Raw genomic sequence first — 22125 nt, forward strand, 5'->3', positions numbered from 1 at the left:
CGAATTTACGCGCGGCAAAGCTAGTTAAACTAAAAGCTGTTTTTTAGAGCCAAGAATTTTTGTTCCTGAACCTCGTTAAGCTTCATTTTGTCATCGCGGCTTACGTAAAGCTTAAAGATTATGTTATTTTCCGAATCGTAAAAGTGCAGGCTACGTCCGAGAAGGCCCATAAATTTGGTGCTTGCAAAGCCAATTTTAGCGATCGCATCTTCTTTTAAATGTCCGCCCAAAAAGCCGCTTTTGCCACTAAAATTTAAAAATCCATGCGCTTTTTTAGGCATAGCTACGTTCACTTTGATCTCGATGATAAATTCCGGCGTATTTTTGATAAAAAGCATCTCGCCCCAGGTGCTGACTTCCTCAAAAATTTTGTCTAAGTGCTCTTTGCCTACTTCCTTAAATTCCTCTTCGCCTCTGTGTTGTAAGATGTCGTATTCGCGCACTCCAAGCTTCTTTGCAGCGTCGTAGACGGACATCTTTTTATCCTCGAAAAGCTCGTCGATCTGCTTTTTTAAGTCGTTCATTTTTTATCCTTTCAAAATATAAGTTTTGATAATCGTATTTAAAAATAGCTAAAAATAGGCTAAATTTAACATATGAAATTTACTTTAAAAAAGTGGCGAATTTAAAGCTAAATGCCTATAATTCGTTTTATCGCCGCCTCGTCCGTTAGCTTTGAGTTGTATTTTACGACGAGATTTTGTGCAGTTTTGTAACACTCCACGACGCCTTTTTGCATTTCTAGCGTAGCCATATCGGCGTTTGCGCTAGAGGGCAGGTAGATATTTTTAAAGATATTGGGGTTATCCAGCCATTTGAGCGCGACCAGCCACGCTACGCAAAGCACGGTCACGACGGCGGAAAGCGCGCTAAGACCGTAAAATTTAAGCAAGGCGCCGCCGCCGATGCCGCCGATAAAGCTTCCCATATAGCCAAAGGCGTTAAAGATGCCTAAAACCGCGCCTTTTTGGCTCACTTTGCTAAATTTGGACGCCATCGATTGCAAGATCGGCTCGTGCAGGTTAAAACCGATAAAAAATATGATCACGCCGGCGTAAAATAGCGGCTTGTGCCCGAGCGAGAGCGCGAAAAGTGCGTAGCAAACGACGAAAAGCGAGACACCGATGACTAAAATTTGCTTTGTGATGCGCTTCGTTTCGCCTATCGCGCCGCCTATACCCATCGCGATGAAGCCGAACACCGTCGCGACCGAGTAGATGCCGCTGAGGTCTTTTTTGTCCATACCGAAATACTTCACGATAGCGATCGGGATCACGATAAAGGCCGCCGACATCAGCATTTTCTGCATGAAGTTGCTGATATTCATCAGTAGCAAATTTTTGTTTGAGAGTAGCTTCACGGCCGGCATTTTGACCTGCGAATGCGTAAATTTGGGCTCTTCGCCCACGGCCGTGTATAAAAGCGCTATACAAACGACCGTAACCGCGATCGAGAGGTAAAAGAGGCTAGAAAGGCCGTATTTGGCGCTAAGTATCGGCGAAAGTATCATCGAGAGCGTAAAGCTAATCCCGATAAACGCGCCCATCATCGCCATCGCGTGCCCGCGCACCTCCTCCTTGGTCATATCGCTCATCAGCGCTATCGCCACAGCCCCTATCGCGCCCGCGCCCTGTATGAACCTACCCAAAATCATCGCGTAAATATCGGTCGCCGCAGCGCAGATCACCGCCCCCGCGATGAAAACCAGCAGCCCAATCAGCATCGAGTTCTTGCGTCCGAAGCGATCCGAAACATAGCCAAAAACCACCTGAAACGTGATCTGCGATATCGCATAAACGCCGATGAGAACGCCGATGAGAAACTCGGTCGCGCCCTCAAGCTCTAATGCATAGACGCTGATAACCGGGAGGATGATGAAGAGTCCGAAAAACCTGCTGCCGATGATAAAAGATAACGGTAAAGCGCTTTTTACTATCATAAATTTTCCTTTTTAAAGGATTGATTTTACCCGAATTTTGATAATAAAAACCTCAAAAACTTGATTTGCCTAGAACAAATAATTTGTTAAGCTATATTGTTACTATTAGTATGATAGCAGCGTCCAGTAAAAGTTTTTGTATGGCATTAGCTTTTACGAATCAGATAACACTTTAAATTTTATTTTTTCATTATCTGCAGATATGATCTCGATCGATAAATTTTGAAACCTTATCCGTCTTTGTTTTGTGCTGTAACTTAAATTTTGAGAAAAAGCAGGTCTTGCCATATCGTCTGCAGTATATTCCCTATATACCATCGTAATATTATCCCCTATGCATCCGGTATATATAAGCTCGTAACGCATTCCGTCTTTGATTTTTTCTTCTTTTCTAAAGGTTTCTTTTTTAAAGTTTATATCTTTAGGAGAAAATTTAACATCCTTATCAATTATATATAGTGAGTCTAAAGCATTTAGCGAGCGTGTATATCTTAAAACCCCTTTAGCGTTTAGGTTCTTGTCAAGCAATAGCTGATAATATTTGTTTAATTTATTATTAGAGATTACCAAGTATTCTTCGTTATCGACAAAATACCTTCCTTGAACCGTAAATATATCATCGGTAACAAAAGGGGTTTCTATTACCCAATCAACTTCAAAATTTTTATCTGCTTTAAAGACATCGTATGTCTCTACCTTATTTAAAATCTTTTTTATGCTGACAAACGCTTCTCCAACATAAGTTTGCTGTGGAGTATTTAAAACATATGTCTTTATTTCTACCGGCTCTTCAAAACTTTTATAGTGATTATCTGCATGATATACTCGCCCTTCTCCATCCACTAGTGGTTTAGGTCCTCCAAAACAACCGACCATTAATGCGGCAAAAATACACAATAAAATTTTATTCATAAAAAACTCCTACAAAAAAGTGTCATATAAAATTATATCACAAAATATTTTTATATAAACGGTATTTTCTAGTTAGAAAACGATTTGGTCAAGTGCGTAAATTAAAGCCGAATTTGATAAAATGCGCGGATTAAAAAAGCATAGCGAAGTATTTTTTGGATTATTTTTACGGTTGCGTAGATGAAATTTTGCGTAGGCTAGGCACGTAGCCTGCCGAGCAAAATTTTAGCAAGTTACGTAAAAAGAACCAAAAAAGACAAGCTAGAAAAAGGAAAAATTTTGAAAATAGTTTTAGCAACATCAAACTCCGACAAAGTGCGCGAAATAAAAGATTTTTTAAAAGATTACGAAATTTACGCATTGCGCGAAATTTGCGAGCCCTTTGACATCGTCGAGGACGGCGCGACTTTCGCCGCAAACGCGCTAATCAAAGCTCGCGCCGTGCAGGCAAAACTGCGCAAGCTAAATTTGGCGGACGAGTTTATCGCGCTAAGCGACGATAGCGGCATCAGCGTGGAGGCTCTGGGGGGAAGGCCCGGGATTTACTCGGCGAGATTTAGCGATATGAACGAGCAGGGGCAGATAACTGGCAAAAGCGCGACCGATGCTAGCAACCGCGCAAAGCTGATCGCGGAGCTAAAAGCGCTAAATTTTACTAGCTCGCCCGCGTTTTACACCGCTTGTATCGCGGTTAGCTCAAATTTGGGCGACTTTACGGCGCACGGCTTTATGCACGGCACTGCCATAAACGAGGAGCGCGGTAGCAACGGCTTTGGCTACGACAGCCTCTTTATCCCCAAAGGCTTTACGCAGACTCTGGGTGAGCTAGATGGCGACACAAAGCTAAAAATCTCGCACCGATCAAAGGGCCTTGAGCTTATAAAATACGTGCTAAAGAGCCTTGAGGGGAAATTTGGGCGCTAAATTTCAAGCGCGAAAGAGAAAGCAAATTTGCGCGGCAAAACCTGGCTAAATTTGCCGTCCCTTAACGTTAGCGCGGTATAATCGCGCAAATTTAAAATTTGAGACGAAGATGAATTTGGTTTTATTCGACTTTGACGGGACGATCACGCGCGACGACTCGCTGCTGGAGTTTATCGCTTACGTCGTAGGATTTAAGAAATTTTTTAGGGGGATTTTTTGGCTTTCGCCCGTTTTGATCGGCTATAAGCTAAAAATTTGCAGCAACAACTACGCTCGCAGGCGGCTGATGACGTACTTTTTCGCGGGCATGAGCGCGGATAAATTCGCTCAAATTTGCAAAAAATACTCAAACACGCACATCGAGGATATCGTGAAATTTTCCGCGATGGCAAAGATCGCCGAGTATAAGGCAAACGGCGACAAGGTCGTGATCGTGACGGCGTCGCTCGAGGACTGGCTAGCTCCGTGGTGTCAGGCGCAGGAGCTTGGGCTGCTTGGCACTCGCATCAAGAAAAAGGGCGGCGTGATAACGGGCGAGATAGACGGCGCCAACTGCTACGGCGCGGAGAAGGTGCGCCGCGTGCGCGAGGCGTATGACACGGACGCCTTTGAGCGCGTGATCGCATACGGCGACAGCAGGGGCGACAAGGAGATGCTGGAGTTTGCCGACGAGGCGCATTATAGGGTGTTTGAGTGAAATTTAAAAAGCCAAGACGCAACCGAGCCTTGGCTTTTGTGCGGTTAAAATGTCAATAAATAATCAAATAGTTTAAAGAAATTCTCTTTGGTCTCTTTGTCTATCTCGATTTTGCCTTGCTCGACTTCGTTTTTAAATTTGCTCGATATCTCGCTTGATTTTTTATCCATTTCAAATTTTGTTCTCAAATCGGCGCTGAAAAAATCCTCTATTTCTTTAAAATTAGGATATTTTTCCTTAAATTGTTCATTGTTCAGTATTGCTATAAATTTATCGTTGTTTAGCTTCGCCATAGCTTGTCCCGCCTTATCGCCATCTACTAAAAGTAGCGCCTTGCCGTCTTTTGCCGTTCTGGCTAGCGTTTTTAGCTCATTTGCTATGTTTTTTTGGTCTTTAGCTATCACTATATTTATTTTACTTTGTCGCTGTTCCATTCCGTTCATTTTTCCGAGTCCGCTTATTGGTAAGAACAGTAGCCTTTCCTCACTGCTTCGCTCTTTTTCGTATAAAAAATTTATAGCTGTTAAGTAATTGTAATCGGTTATCCCCTCGACGAAAATAAGCTTATCATCGTAGCCTACCAAGCTAAGATACTCCACTCCAAGACCTCTTTTTATCTGGGCTAAAGTATCGGCTTCATGATCTGGTATTATGGAAAAGTCATTTACTATAGTTGAGCCTTTGCTGCTAGATTTTACTATCCTTATCTCGTCAAGATGGCGAATATCTAAAATATGATTTGAGTGAGTAGAAACGATAAAAGTTATACCGTTTTTTTGTCCAAATTCTTTTAAAAATTTACGAATATCTTTTTGAGCCGGTATGCTTAGATGATTTTCTATCTCGTCTATCAGGACTATATCGCCGCTGTCTACTTTGTCTTGGTATAAAAAGTTAAAAAACAGATTGAAAAATTTTTTAAAACCGACGCTTTGCTCGCTTAGGCTTATGGTTTCATTATTTTTGGCAATAGAAAAAGAGATACTTTGGTTTTCCAAATTTATCTCAAATCCATAAACATCACTATCTGATTTGGAATAATAAAGCTCATTAAAGCGTACATTTATAGTTTCTTTTAAGATTTTATTTATCTCCTTTTCTGCTGTATTGTAAAAACTAGCACCTTTATCTTTTGATTTTTCGTAAATTTTTTGTAGTTTTGATATATCAAATTTTATGGCATTAAACAATGCGATAAAAAACTCATTTTCTAATAACTGATCGGGTGTTGTTTTTAGATTTTCGTTTTTTATTTCATGTTCTTTGTAAAATATGATGTTTGGTATTACAGGGTCACACCGCAATAGTTCAGTAACCAATGCTTTTATGTCTATAAATTTTGGAAGTCCCGGCTTTTGACTGTTGTAGTAATAAACTTGTTTATTGTCTTCCCATAATTCAGTCAAAATTTCTCGTAGCCTATCATAATACCTTTCAAATTTATCGTATTCTCGGCGAAATATCGCACTACTTATATCTTTTGAAAGTTCATCAAAAATTTGCTTATCTTTTTGTCTATATCTACTATTTTCTTTATAGTTTTCAATATACCAATCCGTAAGTTTTTTAAATTCATTTTTTATCTTATTTAGGGTTTCAAACCATGGATAACTAGAACTCCATGTTGCTATATTTTTGCTGTTTAGCCAAATTTTAAACTCATATTTTTGCAAATTTTCAATATTCTTATCATCAGAGTCTTTAAATTTATCATTCAGATATTTTTTTAGTTCTCTCGCATCGTCTAAATCTATGCCTTCTATATCTTTTTTATCGGATATAAATTTCAATTTACAAGATAGTTTTATCGCTTTATCGTGGTTTTTTGCTTTATCGAATTCTCTATCGAAAACTCCAAAGCACTCAAGTATTTCCCCGCCCCTTTTCGTGCTACAAAGATAGACTTCTTTATGCTCGGGTAGTATTATTCTTATTTCTTCCTTCTGTCCTTTTTCATCGTAATCATGTAGTGCATAAATATCACTTGTGTTAAATTTATCATTTAAATTTTGTATATACTGTTGGGTTGTTAAATTTTGTTTTTTACTGATTGTTTCTAGTGGTTTTTGAGTAAATGTTACACCAAAAATTTTATCTTGAAATAAATTTTCGTCTATTTCGGAGTCCATACCTGATTCGTTTAAAATATCCTCAGTTAACGTAACCCTTGTTTCGTTGTATTCATCGAAATCAAAGAAATTGGGCCTATCGCCTTTGTTTAAATCTACATTTTGCAAAGTGCCTATAGCGCTTAAAACATTGCTCTTTCCAACGTTATTTTCGCCTAAAAGGACTATTAGTCCGCCGTCTTGCGGTATTTTTAGCTCCGCAGGCGCATCTATGCCTATGTTTCTATAGTTTGAGATAATAATTTTACGCATTTTTTTCTCCTTTGATATTTAGCTTAAATCCGAGCGCATTATAAAACTGTTTTAATGCTTCTAGTTTTTTATCGTCATCATCGCTTAGCTCTTTTTTTCGAGATCTATTATTTGATGTTATTATCTTTTCGCATTCGAGCAGATAGCTTAAAATAGGGTCAAAAATATCGACCTGAGTTAGCTTTTCTATAAAATTTACCTTCACTTCGTTATCCTTTTTTAGTAAATTTATTATTTGTTGTTTTTTATCTTGACTGCTTTGGTTTTCTGGTATTGAAATGTTGTTTAAGATAAACGATATAGCATCCATTTTGTTGATTTTGTTTTGGCAGACGTAGTCGAAAAATCTCAAAATTTTAGAGTCAAATTTATCTCTTTGCCCAATTTCGTATAGTTCTATAAATTTATAAGCCGTAGGACGGGAAATTTTTAAAAGCTCTGCTAAATCCACTAGCCGCAAATCTATCTCTTTTAATCGTTCTCTTAGCAGCTGTTTTTTTACCATGTCGCCTCTTTAATTTTTTAAAATTATAGCTTGTTTTATGAAAAATGTCAATATATTTTTTACATAATATGTAAAGTATGTATTATTGGAAATTTAAAATTTTAATGATGTACAAGATTAAAATATGGTAGTTTGATGTATTTTGTCGGTGAGTATATCGAGGAATTAGAGAAGATAATCGCGTAATGATTGTGGTATTTTTGCAAATTGGTTCTGTAATCTCTAGAGGAGATTGCAAATCGGTGCTTGTTTTAATTAAAAACAAAAACAGCAAAGTTATATCAAATACGCTTCTGATATCTTTTTTAAAAGACTAGGTGGGTGCAAATCAAACAGTGTCTGCGGTGTCGCACAAAATCTCAAAAGAGCAAACGAAGCGGTAAAATTTCGCCTAAATTTTAAAATTTTACCGCCCAAAAAATTAATTTTGCAGTGCGTAAATTTCATTGCTACGCCGCATTTGCGCAGCGTTGTGTGCCGGCAATCGCCATAAGTTCGTTTAAAACCTCATCAAATTTTACCTGCAACCGCAAATACTAGAACTCAAATTTGATCTCAAATTTAAACCATTTTTAGCACTTCGACCATCTCGCCCTTTGCGATAAATTCGGTTTCTTTGGGGATGATTAAAAGCGCTGCATTTTTGCGAATCAAACGGCGTCGGCGCAGCTAACTAAAAGTCAGAATTTGACGCCCTTGCAGTTAAATTTAAAACAGGCTCAAATTCGGTTTTTGCCTAAATTTGAGACGGACTTAAAATTTTAGTTTTAAATCGGAGCTAAAATTGCCTCCGGCTTTACGCGAAACTCTACTGCTAATTTAAAACTTAGCGCCTTACTCTTTATCCGCAAAGTTTAAATTTTGCTCGCTTATTTTTTGGTTTAAATTTAGCATTATCATAAAGGCTTCTTTGACGTATTTATCCGAGAATTTTACGGCTTTACCTTTTACGTATTCCATGTGGCTTGGTCTAGTATACATCCTGCTTCCTAGCAGCAACACTCCTTGATCCGCCACGTTTAGCATCTCGTAAAAGGGGGTTTCGTCGCCTAGATCAGTCACGTAGGCTTCGTCTGCCTTGCGTCCGTTGCCGTCTATCTCTAGTAGCAGTAGTTTTTTCTCGTCATACGGTCTTATACCTATTAGATAGCCGTCTTTGTATTTAGTAAAAGCTGAAACCAGAAAATACGCCAAGCTGTTATGGACGGTCGATTTTTTTATAAGCTTGCCGTTGCTGCTTAGTTTTACGAGTTTGAGCGTTTCCAAATCGTATTTATTTTTTGATCTAAAAAGCGTTGAAATCGAGCCGTCGTTGCCCTCGAGCATATCGTTAAAAGATCCGTCCATTTCTATTCTGGTATCAAAGATCGCTTTGCCGCTAGGGCTAAATTTTAAAACTCCTAGCTTTTTTACGAACAAGATAAAATTTCCGTCTTTTGCTTTTATCAGCTTTTCAAGCCCTTCTTTGGGCTTTTTGATCGTTCTTTGCTTGGGTTCTTTTTTGGGGTCTTTAGGATCGTATTCGTATTTGATATAAAAGTCGTCCTCTAGATGCGAGACGTCGATTTGCTTTTTCCAGATTATTTTTGCGTTTTTGTCCATTCTAAGTATATTATTTGTGTAGTCGCATGCTATAAATTCGTCTTTATCCGTCGGCGCTACGTGTTTTAAGGGATATGGGAGTTTGTTTGAGATTTCGTTTGTTGCTTTGTCTATGACGTAGGTTGTTTTTTCGTTTCCTATTACGTAGTAGCTTTGCATTTGAGCCGCTATTAGTTGGGCTGTTCCTTGATAGTTTTTATCGACTACTTTTCTCCAAATTTCTCGCCCGTTTTTATCGACCTTCATAAAAAGATCAGGCGTCCTTGCTTGCTCGTGCTCTCCGGCTAATATATATCCGTCTTCCGTAGGCACCGCTATGCTGACGGAGGCAAAACCGTTTTGCGAAAACGGTAAATCCCAAATGGGCTTTGATTTGTCTATGGCTCTACCGGAGTCCTGGGGTTCTTTGATTTTTACTTCATTTTTTGCCGTTTTTTCCATCAAAGCGTCCGCATCGTTGTTAATTACGCTTATAAAGCCTCTAAATTTAACCATCAAAGACACGATAATGCGGCGTTCGTCTAAAGGTAGTGCTACATTTACGGTGTCGATTTCAGGCGTATAGTAACTTTTTAAGCGCTTAGACTGAAATTTACTAGAGATATCTACGACGTCGATACTAGGCAAAACGGTATCGTCCCTGCCGTCTTTGCTTCTGGATACGTATGCTATTTTACCGTCGCTACCGATATCAAAAGTATAAATTCTATTACTAACGATATAGTTTTTTAGATGCTCGATATTGCTTGTATCGTTGATACCATATACTTTAAAATTATGAAGCTCGTTTGCGTATAGATATTTTTTGTCTGGAGAAATTTGCAAATTTATAGCGACTTTAAAGTCCTCTTGTTTATAAACCTCTTTTATGCTTTTCGGATCGCTTACGTCAAGCATATGAAGTCCCGCAAAATCGGACATAAAAACGTATTTGTCCGAGTATATCGCTACATCGCCTTTTTCTATCGGATTAAAAGTTTCCATACTTATAAACTCGCCTATCTTTTTTATATTATCGGATGAAATATCTAAGATAACCATACCGTTTTTAGCTTTTACGTAGGCTAGTTTGTTATTTGGGTTTATTTTTATTTTAGAGTATCCTTTGGCTTCAAATTTAGCTGCTACATTTATATTTTGAGGATCCGTAACATCAAGACGCAAAATACCTAAATTCGGACTTGCTAAGTATAGGCTTTTACCGTCGTTTGACTCGGCGGCTTGGATGTTTTCTACATTATATCTGGCCTCTGGGAAATAAAAAAGTCCGAGTAGCTTTATATGGTCTAAATTTGATATATCTATCACGCTTATGCCGTCTCTGTCGTGCCCTAGAGTATAGAGTCTTTTTTTGTCGCGAGATACCATCATGTCGCGCACTTCAAACGGTAATTGGACGGAGTTGTTTATGAGGTCTTTTTTGTATATCGTTACGTCGTCATTGTCGGCAAATTTGTCGGTATTTTGCGAAATTTGAGCCTCGACTTTACTCGTCTTTTTTGCCGGTGTTTCAGGACGGCTAATGGTAAAATTTTGCGCTAAGTTTTCAGGCTCCTTGTCTGCATATTTTAGGTACAGAAAAACAAAGGGCAAAATTACGATCAAGACGGTAAGATAGATCGTAAATTGCCGTTTTTTCTTTACGTTAGGATCGATCATTTAAGAAGCCTCATAAGTCCATTGAAAAAGACGTTTTAAATTCTTGAACTTTTTGCGACTCTTGGATTTTGTTTTCGAGCTTGGCCGTTACTTCTTTTAGCGCCGTTACTTCGGTTTTGATTTTTTCTACGGCCTTGGCTTTAAATGTATTTATCTTGCCCATGGCCTCTTCTATCTGGCTAAAAGCTTGCTTTAGCGTCTCTATATCTAGCGTTGCATCGCCCGACATCTTATAGATTTCGCTTGCTTGCGTGTTTAGTCTTTGTGCGTTGGATAAAATCATATCGTTTGCGAATTTTTTAGTCTTTTGGGCTGTTTCGAGCGCATTTTTTTGATTTTGTAGCGTTATAGCCATCGCGATACCGATCTCTACGGCTCTTTTTGTTACGGCTTTTACATTTGAGATATTATCTATCAGCTCCCAGTTTGTATTTATGATGAGGTCGCTAGATAAAAATCCCTGCTGCGTGACGGCTAAAATTTCATATATGCTTCTGATTTTTTTATTTAAATTTAGCAAGACGTTATTTTCGTAAAATTCTCTCTCCTTGGCGTCTAGTTTGGAGACGTTTTGCTCTATGGATTTTACTATTTTTTCAAATACTACGGCTTTTCGTTGCAAACTTACGGCTTTTTGTTTGTAGTATTGTTTTTCTTCTTGTAAAAGAGCGTTGTCTTCTCTTAAAATTTTCTCGCCGTCCTCGATGTGCGAAAGAGTATCTTTTATCACTTCTTTTGCGCTTTGAAATTTCTTTAAGTACCTGTTTATCGGCTTTGCGACAAAGGGAATAAATGCCAAAACGCCTTTTTTATCAAAGTCGAATTTGTGCGGATTTATCTGCTCTAGCTCCTCGTTTAGAGCGATTATGGAGCGGCTTAAATTTTGCGTTTGCTCGTCTTTTATGTCGTCTAGTTTTGCAAATTTACCCATCAAGAGCGACGAAGAGCTCTCTAGACTTTGCGCGTCTTCGATCGTGACACTTTCTAAAATTTCTCTTATCTGCGCACTATCCTTGCCTGATAAAAAAGCTAAAAGCTCTGCTGCTTTTTGAGAAATTTTTTCCTCGTCTTCTTTGCTAAAATCATCTTTAAAGATCAAATTTTGCATGCTTTTTTCGCTATCTTGCGCATCCTCTTTTATGTAGTCTATTAGTATCTCTTGGCCCGTTTTTTCCACTGTTTTCTCCTTATTTTTTGTTGATATTTTTTAATACGACCAGCATACGTTCAAGTTCGTTTTGTATGGACGCGATCTCTTTGTCGTTTTGGTTTTTTGACGCAAGTTCGTTTATGTAGCTATCTAGATATTCTAAAAGCGTTGCGTTTCTAGCCTCGTATATTTGCATTCTTTTTGCGATTTGCTCTTTTTTTGATTCGCCCGTCACCGCACTAAGCCCTGCGTTTAGGCTTTTTATGATACTTAAATTTTCTATGTATAAAAATAGCGTTTTGTTTATGAGACTTAAAATTCTAACCGAAACTAGGCTTTGGTTGGAAAATATTTTTCTGGCAAAAACCCGCACCGCTTCTATCTTTTTAAAAATATTTTCCCTGTCGCTCAGGCTAAAATCAGAAATGACCCTGGCCTCTAAAAGCGTAAATTTTTCCTTTTCTCTTTCAAATTTATAGGTAGGTAGGGTTTTTGTGTAGCTAAGATAAAATGCCGCAAACCAAAGCGCGCTAAGAAAAAATAGCACGATAAAAATGTCCGTTTTAAAAGGCGACCATTTTAAAAACAAAACCGCTAATATAAAGCTATACAAGGCGCCAAAAACCAGGAAAAACGAATAGAAAAAATAGGGCTTTTTTCTAAAAAAATATATTATTTGCTCATTCAAGATAGTTGCTTTTTGTTAAATTTTAGATACTGATTATATCAAAAATTAGTTCAAAAGTTACTTTTTATTTATCGTTTGGGTTGTATATTTTAAATTTTACCTGAAAGAAAATAATGCGCCATACGCCGAATAAAGCTCACTATCCAATTCCCATTTTTTCAATAAACTTAATTTTAGGTTATTCATATTTTTATCTCCTTATTTGTTTCAATTAAGCAATAATCGTTTTACATTTTATGAAAAGCTCTCTCAGCGGCGTAATGCAGTTTTTTCGACAGGTTCTCAAATTCCAAAGACCAAATCGATTCATCGTATTTCCATTCAAACGGTGTTTTGTAATTTTCCCAAATTGTACAAGCCTGCTTATTTACTTCTTCAATGAGCTCCGTAATCTTCAAAGCATTGCCCGCCTCGCTCATCATCAAATGCCAGTTGTCCAAATCGGCAGGGTCTTCGGTATGGATAGATTTCTCTCGCGGAAGATAATACACAAAATCGCTTGTATCAAAAGGAAATAGTGTATGACACAGCGCAATAGCGTAAACTTTTTGAGCTAATACGGTAGGCAGCTGCTCGTCGGAATAACCGAAGGTGGAAACATATAAAAAGCCGCGCAAAATGCCCGCTAAATTTCTACAAACGGGAGCAAAAGCATAGTTCGAAACCTTAGTTGTTATGGCTCCGTTTCGTATAAAACTGATGGAGCTGTCTATCTCTTTTCTTCTTAGATTTACGTACTTTATCTTTTTAAACCGCCAAGAGTACATCAGTTCCAAAGAATTGTCGATGACTCGCAAATGCTTGTCTCTTTTTTCCTCTGCCGTGCCGTTTAGCTCGGCAATCCTCGTAACAGCCTGTCTCCAAAACGGGATTAATGTTTTTACCCATTCGAAATACTGCAAAAAGAGGTCATCGGGTTTTTCTTTTTCAAAAATAGTTCTTATTTCTGTAAGTTTTATCATATTTATTGCTCCTTTATTTATACTTGTTTGACAGCTCTTTTATATCAAATTATTATTGCCTTAATATTAATATAAACGGGTTGCTTGCCTATCATCAGCTTCTTTAATATGATACTCCTTATCGTAATGTAATGCTTTTGAGCGTTACCCACACCGAGCTTTTTGATTTGCACTTTGTTTGTCAGATTTTTATTTCAGTTTTTGTTTAACAGCAATCCCAATACATCCACACCTTATTGAAGTTTCTGTTTTTCAAATCGTCTTTATTGATAAAAAAATGAGCCGTGCCGGTATCCCCGAACATAATCTTATCATCGCTATCGATTTGCAAAAGCGAAACATCATTCTTATGTTCTTGCCCGTAATCGCGCGGATCGGTTTGTGTAAAATATGAATAACCGCCTATCTTGTGCCCCGTGTCGTAAAATAAATCATCAAATACTTCTTTTTGTGCAGGTTCAAGCGTATCATAAAGATCCCACGGGCTTTTTCCGTTGAACATACAGCTGCACCGGAAATCTTCGGTACCGCCGTATTCTTCCGTTTCTTTAAACTGCAAACGGTGCCCGCACCATATCGGGCAGTCTTCGTACAAATCTTCGGTTAAGAACGGAAAATCGGTTTGAGACGGCGCGTCCGTATGCTCGTGGAAAAGTATTTTTATTTCTTCGCAATCGTACCACCCATCTGCCGAAACGAAAAACTGCAAAATACCTTTTTCCGGATAATCGGGTATATGCGGAATTTCCGAAAAATTTAATTGCGCCCATAAAATAAGCGGCTTGCCGGCCTTGTCTTTCGGATAGTCCATACCAACAGGCAAATAAGGCATTCCTAAAAATTTGGAACTTTTTATATCCGTTGTCTCACTGTCATTTAGGGGTTCCGCAAGAATTCGGGCAGAACGCTGCCTGTATTTTTCTAAAGCGGTTTCGTATTCTTTCAGAAAATCCGGAAATTGTTTCATAGTGATACTCCTTAAATTTGGCGCTGGCGGAATTTACCCTGCGCCCCTAAGTCGCAAAACTAAATTTAACCTCAAATTTAAACCATTTTTAGCACTTCGACTATCTCGCCCTTTGCGATAAATTCGGTCTCTTTCGGGACGATTAAAAGCGCGGCGCCCCCTGTTAGGTTATTTACGATCGCCGAGCTGCCGAGCTTCTTGCCGTCTAAATTTACGTAAATTTTGCCGCCCAGATTTACTAAATTTACCGCCGTAAACTCCAAAAACGGCGAGCGCTTTTTGTAGTCCTCGTCCATGATCGCCGTGATTTTGGGCTCACTAGCGCCAAACCACGCGTTTAGCAGCACGCGCACGTAGAGCACGCACATCACCATCGCCGAGTACGGGAAGCCCGGCAGCGCAAAAATGTATTTTTCGCCCGCTTTTGCGACCTTGATGTGGCGGCCCGGTTTGATCGCGGTGCCGTCTATTATGATGTCGAAATTTTCGCCCAGCGCGCCCTTGACGAAGTCGTAGTCGCCCATGCTGATGCCGCCCGTGGTGACGAGTACGTCGGCTGATTTTAGTGCGCGGACGATGGCGTCTTTTACGAGCTCGGCGCGGTCGCGCACTATCTCGCACAGCACGGGTTCGCCGCCCATTTTGCGCACCATGGCCGCGATGCCTACGTGATTTGAGCTGTGGATTTGCGCGGCGTTTTCTAGCGGCTCTCCGAGGTCCTTTATCTCGCTTCCGGTCGCTAGCACCGCAACTCTAGGCCGCACGAATACGCTAACGTTAAAGATCCCAAGCTCGGCTAGCAGCGCAGTCTCGGCGTAGCCTATCGTCGCGCCTTTTTTGATTAGGATTTCGCCTTTTTTGTAGCTTTCGCCGACTTCGCGCACGGCAAAGCCCCTCGGCACGGGCTTTTTGATAAAGATCTTGCCGCCTGATACCTCGACGTTTTCGACCGGGATTAACGTGTCGGCACCATCGCTCATCAGCGAGCCGGTGAAAGTTTTGACGCATTTTACGCTTTCTACCTTTAGCCCTTTGTCGCTACCTGCGGGCAGGTCGGTGATGAGCTTAAGCTCGCTTAGGCCCTCTTGCCACGCAAAAGCGTAGCCGTCCATCGCGGAGACGGGCCGGGCGGGGTAGTTATCCTGCGCCGCGATATCTACGGCGATACGTCGATCGAGTGCTTGCGTGAGAGTGACCTTTTCTACGCGGTCCCAGGGGGCGAGCGTCAGGCGTAAAATTTCAAGAGAGGCCTCATAGCTCATAAATTCTTTCATTTTTTGTCCTTTTTTGATTCCCCATAAATGACGGATTTCAAGCTTTAAAATTTTAAACCCGTTTCGGTTACGGACGACGAGTCCGCGCCCTCACGGGTTAAAATTTTAAAGTTAAACTACGCCTATTCTGTCTGGAATATTTCTGCCGATTTTACTAAATTTAATCGTAAATTATGCTAATAAAGCATAGAAGTTTATTATTAGGCCTGTCAAAAAGCGTACGAATTTAGTTATAATAGCTCTCAAATTTAAGCAAAGGATCAGCCGTGAATCAACCCCAGATCGCTAAAACGCCTCAAGACGTCGTCGCTCTACTCATCGAAAAAAGGAAAGAATTTAACGATCCGAAAGAATTTATCGTATCGTTTGGCAAGGACGAACTGGGCGAGTTTGAAAAGCTAAACAGCGATATGGATATGAAGGTCGGCGACCTGCTTAGTATGAGCCAAAGCGTGGGAAGCTCGGTCGGCGAGTCGCTAAAGTCGGTCAAAAAATACTCCGCCGAGCTCATCAAGGCAAGCGATAAGATAAAAGAGGGCGGACTGGGTGCGAAATTTATAAATTTCTTGCTCGGTAAAGACCTGGCCGCCGAACTAGCTAGCAAATATCAAAGCGTGTCAAGCTTGTTTGAAGAGATCACGGCAAATTTAAAGCACTCGATAAATGTTTTAGAAGCTAGAAACGCCGAAATATCCGAGAAGCAAAAGGAACTCTCGCTCATCATCGAAAGCCTAAAAGGCAAGATAGAAATTTTAAGCAAAACAGACGAGCTCATCGAAAATTTAGCGGCAAATCAAACGGACGAAGAGCAGAAAAAATTTCTCCTCGAAGAGGCGCTATTTTACATCCGTATGCATCTGCAAAATTTGCAACAAGTGCTCGTGGTGATGCAGCAAAGCCTCGCAAACTACGCCACTATCAAGCACAATAACTCGCTTTTAAGTTTCGCCACGCAAAACACGATCACCACTAGCATCACCGCGCTAAAAACCAACGTCTATATCGCAAGCGCCGCACAGGAAGGCAAAAAGCAGCTAAAGGCCGTTTCCGAGATGGACAAGCTAGCTAGCGACGTCATCCTAAAAAACGCGCAGGATGTAAATGATACGGCAACAGACGTGATGGCAAAGGTCGCAGGCGGCGCGCTGGATAACCAAAACCTTGAAAAAGCGATAAATTTGATGATAGATTCGCTAGATAAGATAGAAAATTTCAAAAACGAGGCGCTGCCGAAGATGAAAGAAAATATCGCTAAAATCGCGCAGATGAGTAAGACGCTGGAAAGCAAGGTAAATAAGCTCGAAAAGATCGAGCAAAGCGACATATATAGCATCGAATAGAGCGGAGCGAAGGTTAAATTTGACCTAAAACGCGATAAGCTTTCGGGCTAAATTTGAGCGTAAAACGGTAAAATTTCGCTCAAATTTAACTTTGCTTTGCGGCTCTGGCGATAGCAAATTTACGCTCGGCGGACAAATCCTCGTTCAAATTTAAGCCGTGGCAGTCAAATTTGATTTCGCACGCGGTAAAATTTAAAAACAAAAAAAGGTAAAAAATGGATCAAATTTTGGCGCTTCTTGGCAATAACCTAATCTTTTCCGTTCCGCTGGCTATCGTTACGGTTTTTACTCTGCTTGAGATTGTTTTGATTGTGACTGGATTTTCCTTGCTTGAGCCGCTAAACGGTCTGTTTGACGGGGTGGATGGTATCGACGCGCCCGGTACCGAACTGCTGGCGTGGGCAAACAAAGGCGGCGTGCCTAGCACCGTTTTTTACGGGATCTTGTTTATGAGTTTTGGCGCGTGCGGGCTTTTTGTCGTTAGCGTTTTTTACGGCTCCGCCTCGCCTGCGTGGTATATGAGCGCGGTTATCGCCGTAGTTTCGTTTTTCGCCGCTTTGGCTTGGACTAGATGGGTGAGCTTGCTTGCGGCAAAATACCTGCCTCAGGTGCAAAGCGCGGCCTTTAGCAAAAAAGAGCTTCTTGGCTGCGAATGCGAAGTAAAGGACTATAAAATAACCAAAGAACAAGGCGGCGACGTCAAGGTCACTGGTAAAAACGGTAAGGAGCGTTTCGTCTTTGCGCGGGCTGCGGATGAAAATGAGCTTGTAAAAGGCGATGTCGCGCTTATCGTTAAGATCGATAAAAATAACTTTTACATCAAGAAAAAATAATAAATTTAATCTAAGGAGAATAGTATGAATTTTGACGGGATGACTTCTTTGGCCGTATTTGTCGGCATAGGACTCTTTTCTATCATTATCTTGGGTATCGTCTTTTCAAGGCTTTACCGAAAAACGACAAAGGAGCTTACGTTCGTGCGAACGGGCTTTGGCGGCGAAAAGGTCGTCGTAGACGGCGGTGCGCTGATACTGCCGATACTGCATGATTATATCGACATAAATATGCAGTCGATGAAGGTCACGGTAGCTCGCTCTAAAAGCGATAGCTTCATAACCAAAGATAGGATGCGCGTGGATATCACGGCTGATTTTTATATCAGAGTGGGCGAGGATAGAGAGTCTATCTCTCGCGCGGCGCAGACGCTGGGTAAAAAAACGATCGATCTGCGCGAGCTAACCGGGCTGATAGAAGGCAAGCTCATCGCCACGCTCCGTTCGGTGGCAAGCTCGATGGAGATGAAAGAACTGCACGAAAAAAGGGATGAATTTAGCTCGCAGGTCAAAAACGCTATCGAAGCCGATCTATCTAAAAACGGCCTTCAACTAGAGTCCGTCTCTCTCACGTCGCTAGATCAAACGGCTAAAGAGTTTTTTAACGAAAACAACGCCTTTGACGCTGAGGGCTTGACCAGCTTAACGCAGACTATCGAGGAGCGCAAAAAGCTACGAAACGATATCGAGCGCTCGACTGAGGTGCAAATCGCGCAGAAAAACTACGAAACGCAGTCGGAGAAATTTGAAATCCAAAGAAAACAAGCCGAGGCTGAAGCCACGCAACAAACTAAGATAGCGAATTTCCAAGCCGAGCAAGAAGCGCTAAGAGCAAAAGAAGCCGAAAGTAGGCGCAAGGAGGCCGAAGAAGCCAAGATCGTCGCAAACAAAGCCATCGAAGAGGCGCAGATAAACAAAGCAAAGGCTATCAAAGAAACCGAGATCGAAAAGGAAAAAGCCCTCGAAATCGCCACTCAAAACAAAAACATCGAGATAGCCAAGAAAAATCAAGAGGTTGAAGAGGTCAGGATCGCCGCTCACAAAGCCATCGAACAAGCTGAAATCGAAAAGGCCAAAACCATAGAAACGGTCGAGGTGCAAAAGGCCAGAGTTGTCAAAGAAGCCGAGATAGAAAAGGAAAAGGTCATTGAGCTGGCAAATCAGAGCAAAAATATCGAAATCGCTAAAAAGGTCGAAGAAGAAGCCGTGGCTAAAACCCTAGCCAACGAGAAAAAGGCGCTAGAAGCCGCGTCGCTGGAAAAGATCAAAACCGCCTCCGAAATAGAACAGGCCGAGCGTATCAAAAAGCTAGCTCTAATCGAAGCACAGCAAGATGCCGAGCAGCTATCTATCGAGAAAACCGTCGCCGCAAAGGCTGAAAAAGAGGCCGAGGAAAACCTAGCCGAAGCTGCTAAAATCAAAGCGATGGGCACAAGCGAAGCGCTAAAGATCAAAGCTACCGCAGAAGCCGAAGCCATAAAGATAACGGCTGAAGCCAACAGGCTAAACTACGAGGTCGAGGCTAAGGGTAAAACCGAGATAAATAACGCCGAAAACATCGTCTCGGCGGCGATTTTGGAAAATAGATTTAAGCTCGCCTTGATCGAGTTTATGCCGCAAATCATCGCCCAGGTCGTAAAACCCGCAGAGAAAATCGACTCTATCAAAATCGTGCAAATGGCGGGCCTTGGCGGTGCAAATCAGGGCGGCGCCGGCTCAAATACTAACGGCGGCGTTAGCAACACGGGCGCATCGCTCTCCGATCAAATCGTAAATGCGTCTTTAAACTATAAAGTAAATGCGCCCATAATCGACGATCTAATGAAGCAAGTAGGCATAGATCTAAACGGTGGAATACAAAATATCGCTTCGCCCTTGCTAAGCGGCTGCGAAAAACCTAAAGACGCGTCAAATTTGAGCTCAAAAGAGACCGAGAAATCTAACGTCTCAAATGAGCAAAAAGAGGGGAAGAAAAAGTAAATTCGGTTGCAAATTTGGTAAGTAGCCGTTTTGGGCGAGTAAAATTTACAGGCCAAGACCCGCACCTTTAAAACGCTAAATTTGGTTTTGGTTAAATTTAATGCCATGCGCTTAAATTCCTTTAAACGGAAATGATTGTTTGAAACCGTCCTGCTTCTTTGTTAAGGGGAAAGGGGCTTAAATTACGCTCTGCTCTGCTTCACGCTTTGCGTTCACAGCTTTTGGGGAAGCAGTTGCGAGCGCTAGCAGTCTCTTCTTGCTTGCAAGCCGCTTTGGCAGAGTGCAGCGACGGTAGCGAACGCAGTGAAGCTAAGCAAAAAAGCCCCCCCCTTTTTTTACAATCCCCTATCCCCTACGACGCGAGAAGTTGCTGCACTGCGTGTAGATTTATCTGGCGCTTACGCGCCGTACTTTAAGTTTAGTATTTTCAAGCTACGAGTCTTGGCGAGTAAATTTAAAAATTTGCGCTTGATTTGCGATTTTGGCGACGCCAAATTTTGAAAATTTATGAAATTTAAACGACTATTCTTTCATACAGTCCAATTTTAAGAATCCCCAAAAAATTTACCGCCTGCCCAAAGCGCCCAAATTTAGCGCTTTACCATAAATTTACGGCAAATTTGCCCGCATCGCCCGCGGCTTTTATAAATTTAGCCGCCGAGCCGAATTTGCAAATTTTCCTCAAATTTGATTAAATCCAAATCAAATTTTATTAATTTTTTATTTTAACATCAGTAAAATATCGCCCAAGAAATCGGGTCGATTTTACCTTTTCAAAGGACACTTTATGAATTTTTCAAACTCAAAATGGTTTATCGCCTCAGGTGCGGCGCTCGGCGCTCTGGGTGCGCTGCTTGCGTATTTTGGCAACCCCGGCAATATGGGCGTTTGCGCGGCTTGCTTTTTGCGCGATACGGCGGGAGCGTTCGGCTTTCACCGCGCCGGAGTCGTGCAGTACGTGCGCCCGGAGATCATCGGGCTTATTTTGGGCGGCTTTTTAGCCAGCGTGCTTTGGACGAAGGAGTTTGGCGCGACCACGGGCTCGTCGCCTTTCGTGCGCTTTTTTCTCGGATTTTTCGCGATGATCGGCTGCCTCGTGTTTTTGGGCTGCCCGTGGAGAGCGTTTTTGCGTCTTGGCGGCGGCGATATGACGGCGGTTGCGGGATTTGTCGGGATTTTTGCGGGCGTGTGCGCGGGCGTATTTTTCAAAAAGCTCGGCTACGGCCTCACGAATGAGACTAAAACCCAGGCCGCGATAGGCGTTTTGCCGACGGTTATGGGTATTTTGCTGCTTGCTGCACTTGCGTTTGGACTAAAGCTCGGCGAAAACGGCGCGCTTTTTAGCTCTGCCAAAGGCCCCGGCTCCATGCACGCTCCGATCCTGATCTCGCTTGGTTTTAGCATCGTAGTGGGCGCGCTAATGCACAAAAGTAAATTTTGCAGCGTCGGGGCGTTTGGTAGGCTTTTCAAAAAGGATTTCTCGATGTTTACGGGGATCGTCAGCATCGTGGTCTTTGCTAGCGTCGTAAATTTGGCGCTCGGGCAGTATAAATTCGGCTTTGAGGGCCAGCCTATCGCACACAACGACGTGCTTTGGAACTTCCTTAGTATGACGCTGGCCGGGCTTTGCTTTAGCCTGAGCGAAGGCTGCCCCGGCAAGCATCTCGTGCAAATGGGCACGGGCAATCTAAGCTCCGTTATATTTGTCATCGGTATGACCGCAGGCGCGGCCGTAGCGCACAACTTCTTGCTCGCCAGCTCGCCGAGCGGCATAACGGCGGCGGCTCCGTGGGCGGTGGCGATGGGGTTTGTTTTTGCGGTTTATGTGGGATTTTTTCACAAAAAAGCCGCTTGATTCCCCATAATTTTGCTTCGACTTCGTCTCGCAACCGCTAATCGCTTCGCTGCGGACGAGCGGATTTTTAACTTCGCGCAAAGCGCTCGTTACGAGACTTCGCTACGAGGAGGCTTTAAAATTTTAAACCCGTTTCGGTTACGTATTTCATATACGCGCCTTCACGGGTTAAAATTTTAAAGCTAAACTACGCCTATTCTGTCTGGAATATTGATTTCATATTCTACTAAATTTGTAAATTTCACTGCACAAATTTAAAACCTCGCTAAATTTGACATTTTCGCGGTGCGGGTCTCGGTGGGTCAAATTTAGCTTAAATTTAAAATCAACCACAAGACAAAAATACGAATAAAACATCAAATTTTGCAAGTCGCTTTCTATTTCAAAAACCAAAAACTAGGATAATATCTATTTTATAGATATTTAATGCACCTCGGCGTAAAATAGATTTAAAATT

General features: G+C 41.5%; 18 protein-coding genes. 6 read left to right on the top strand and 12 right to left on the bottom strand.

Features of this window, described 5'->3' with window-relative positions; translation table 11 throughout:
- Positions 1-29 precede the first annotated feature (29 nt).
- The 3 genes from hutX to CRECT_RS01625 form a co-directional block, all read right to left on the bottom strand.
- A complete protein-coding gene (gene hutX / locus CRECT_RS01615; protein ID WP_004318852.1) occupies positions 30-524 on the bottom strand; it encodes a heme utilization cystosolic carrier protein HutX in 495 nt (164 codons plus the stop codon).
- A gap of 107 nt (positions 525-631) precedes the next feature.
- The gene (locus tag CRECT_RS01620; RefSeq protein ID WP_039887904.1) at positions 632-1936 is read right to left on the bottom strand and encodes an MFS transporter; all 1305 of its coding nucleotides are present in this window, start codon (positions 1934-1936) and stop codon (positions 632-634) included.
- Positions 1937-2092: 156 nt separating this feature from the next.
- Positions 2093-2851, bottom strand: a complete 759-nt coding sequence (locus tag CRECT_RS01625) for a hypothetical protein (protein ID WP_004318731.1) — start codon at positions 2849-2851, stop codon at positions 2093-2095.
- Between the two features lie 279 nt (positions 2852-3130).
- Between CRECT_RS01625 and CRECT_RS01630 the strand changes: the two genes are divergently transcribed.
- Together CRECT_RS01630 and CRECT_RS01635 are read left to right on the top strand one after the other, a co-directional pair.
- The gene (locus tag CRECT_RS01630; RefSeq protein WP_004318805.1) at positions 3131-3775 is read left to right on the top strand and encodes a non-canonical purine NTP pyrophosphatase; all 645 of its coding nucleotides are present in this window, start codon (positions 3131-3133) and stop codon (positions 3773-3775) included.
- Positions 3776-3884: 109 nt separating this feature from the next.
- On the top strand, positions 3885-4472 hold the full coding sequence (locus CRECT_RS01635; RefSeq protein WP_004318682.1) for an HAD-IB family hydrolase: 588 nt from the start codon (positions 3885-3887) through the stop codon (positions 4470-4472).
- A gap of 44 nt (positions 4473-4516) precedes the next feature.
- Here CRECT_RS01635 and CRECT_RS01640 read toward each other — a convergent pair whose 3' ends face one another.
- The 8 genes from CRECT_RS01640 to CRECT_RS01675 form a co-directional block, all read right to left on the bottom strand.
- Positions 4517-6853 carry an ATP-dependent nuclease gene (locus CRECT_RS01640; RefSeq protein ID WP_004318662.1) on the bottom strand — a complete coding sequence of 779 codons (2337 nt, stop codon included), beginning with the start codon at positions 6851-6853 and terminating at the stop codon, positions 4517-4519.
- Complete coding sequence (locus CRECT_RS01645) at positions 6846-7358, bottom strand: hypothetical protein (RefSeq protein WP_004318750.1); 513 nt, start codon at positions 7356-7358, stop codon at positions 6846-6848. Before CRECT_RS01645 ends, CRECT_RS01640 begins: the two co-directional genes overlap by 8 nt.
- An 834-nt stretch (positions 7359-8192) precedes the next feature.
- Positions 8193-10619 carry an LVIVD repeat-containing protein gene (locus CRECT_RS01650; RefSeq protein ID WP_004318746.1) on the bottom strand — a complete coding sequence of 809 codons (2427 nt, stop codon included), beginning with the start codon at positions 10617-10619 and terminating at the stop codon, positions 8193-8195.
- A 10-nt stretch (positions 10620-10629) separates the two neighbouring features.
- The gene (locus CRECT_RS01655) at positions 10630-11796 is read right to left on the bottom strand and encodes a toxic anion resistance protein (RefSeq protein WP_004318670.1); all 1167 of its coding nucleotides are present in this window, start codon (positions 11794-11796) and stop codon (positions 10630-10632) included.
- A gap of 10 nt (positions 11797-11806) precedes the next feature.
- Positions 11807-12457 carry a hypothetical protein gene (locus tag CRECT_RS01660; protein ID WP_004318776.1) on the bottom strand — a complete coding sequence of 217 codons (651 nt, stop codon included), beginning with the start codon at positions 12455-12457 and terminating at the stop codon, positions 11807-11809.
- 227 nt (positions 12458-12684) lie between these two features.
- Positions 12685-13419, bottom strand: a complete 735-nt coding sequence (locus CRECT_RS01665; RefSeq protein ID WP_004318725.1) for a hypothetical protein — start codon at positions 13417-13419, stop codon at positions 12685-12687.
- Between the two features lie 205 nt (positions 13420-13624).
- Complete coding sequence (locus tag CRECT_RS01670) at positions 13625-14386, bottom strand: YwqG family protein (RefSeq protein WP_004318764.1); 762 nt, start codon at positions 14384-14386, stop codon at positions 13625-13627.
- A 77-nt stretch (positions 14387-14463) separates the two neighbouring features.
- Entirely contained in the window at positions 14464-15660 is a 1197-nt protein-coding gene (locus tag CRECT_RS01675) for a molybdopterin molybdotransferase MoeA (protein WP_004318660.1), read from the bottom strand.
- Between the two features lie 266 nt (positions 15661-15926).
- Here CRECT_RS01675 and CRECT_RS01680 point away from each other — a divergent pair, with 266 nt between their 5' ends.
- From CRECT_RS01680 to yedE, 4 genes are all read left to right on the top strand, one after another.
- Positions 15927-17000, top strand: a complete 1074-nt coding sequence (locus CRECT_RS01680; RefSeq protein WP_004318766.1) for a toxic anion resistance protein — start codon at positions 15927-15929, stop codon at positions 16998-17000.
- A gap of 215 nt (positions 17001-17215) precedes the next feature.
- Positions 17216-17833, top strand: a complete 618-nt coding sequence (locus CRECT_RS01685; RefSeq protein ID WP_004318827.1) for an OB-fold-containig protein — start codon at positions 17216-17218, stop codon at positions 17831-17833.
- 24 nt (positions 17834-17857) lie between these two features.
- Positions 17858-19813: a flotillin family protein gene (locus CRECT_RS01690; protein WP_004318772.1), complete on the top strand. Its 1956-nt coding sequence runs from the start codon at positions 17858-17860 to the stop codon at positions 19811-19813.
- A gap of 787 nt (positions 19814-20600) precedes the next feature.
- On the top strand, positions 20601-21668 hold the full coding sequence (gene yedE, locus CRECT_RS01695; RefSeq protein WP_004318700.1) for a YedE family putative selenium transporter: 1068 nt from the start codon (positions 20601-20603) through the stop codon (positions 21666-21668).
- A 216-nt stretch (positions 21669-21884) separates the two neighbouring features.
- Here the strand turns inward: yedE and CRECT_RS01700 are convergent, their stop codons facing one another.
- Positions 21885-22025, bottom strand: coding sequence for a hypothetical protein (locus tag CRECT_RS01700; RefSeq protein WP_157752363.1), 141 nt, complete (start codon positions 22023-22025; stop codon positions 21885-21887).
- Positions 22026-22125: the final 100 nt, after the last annotated feature.

Origin of the sequence: Campylobacter rectus, from assembly GCF_004803795.1 — a bacterium.
Taxonomy (GTDB): Bacteria; Campylobacterota; Campylobacteria; order Campylobacterales; family Campylobacteraceae; genus Campylobacter_A; species Campylobacter_A rectus.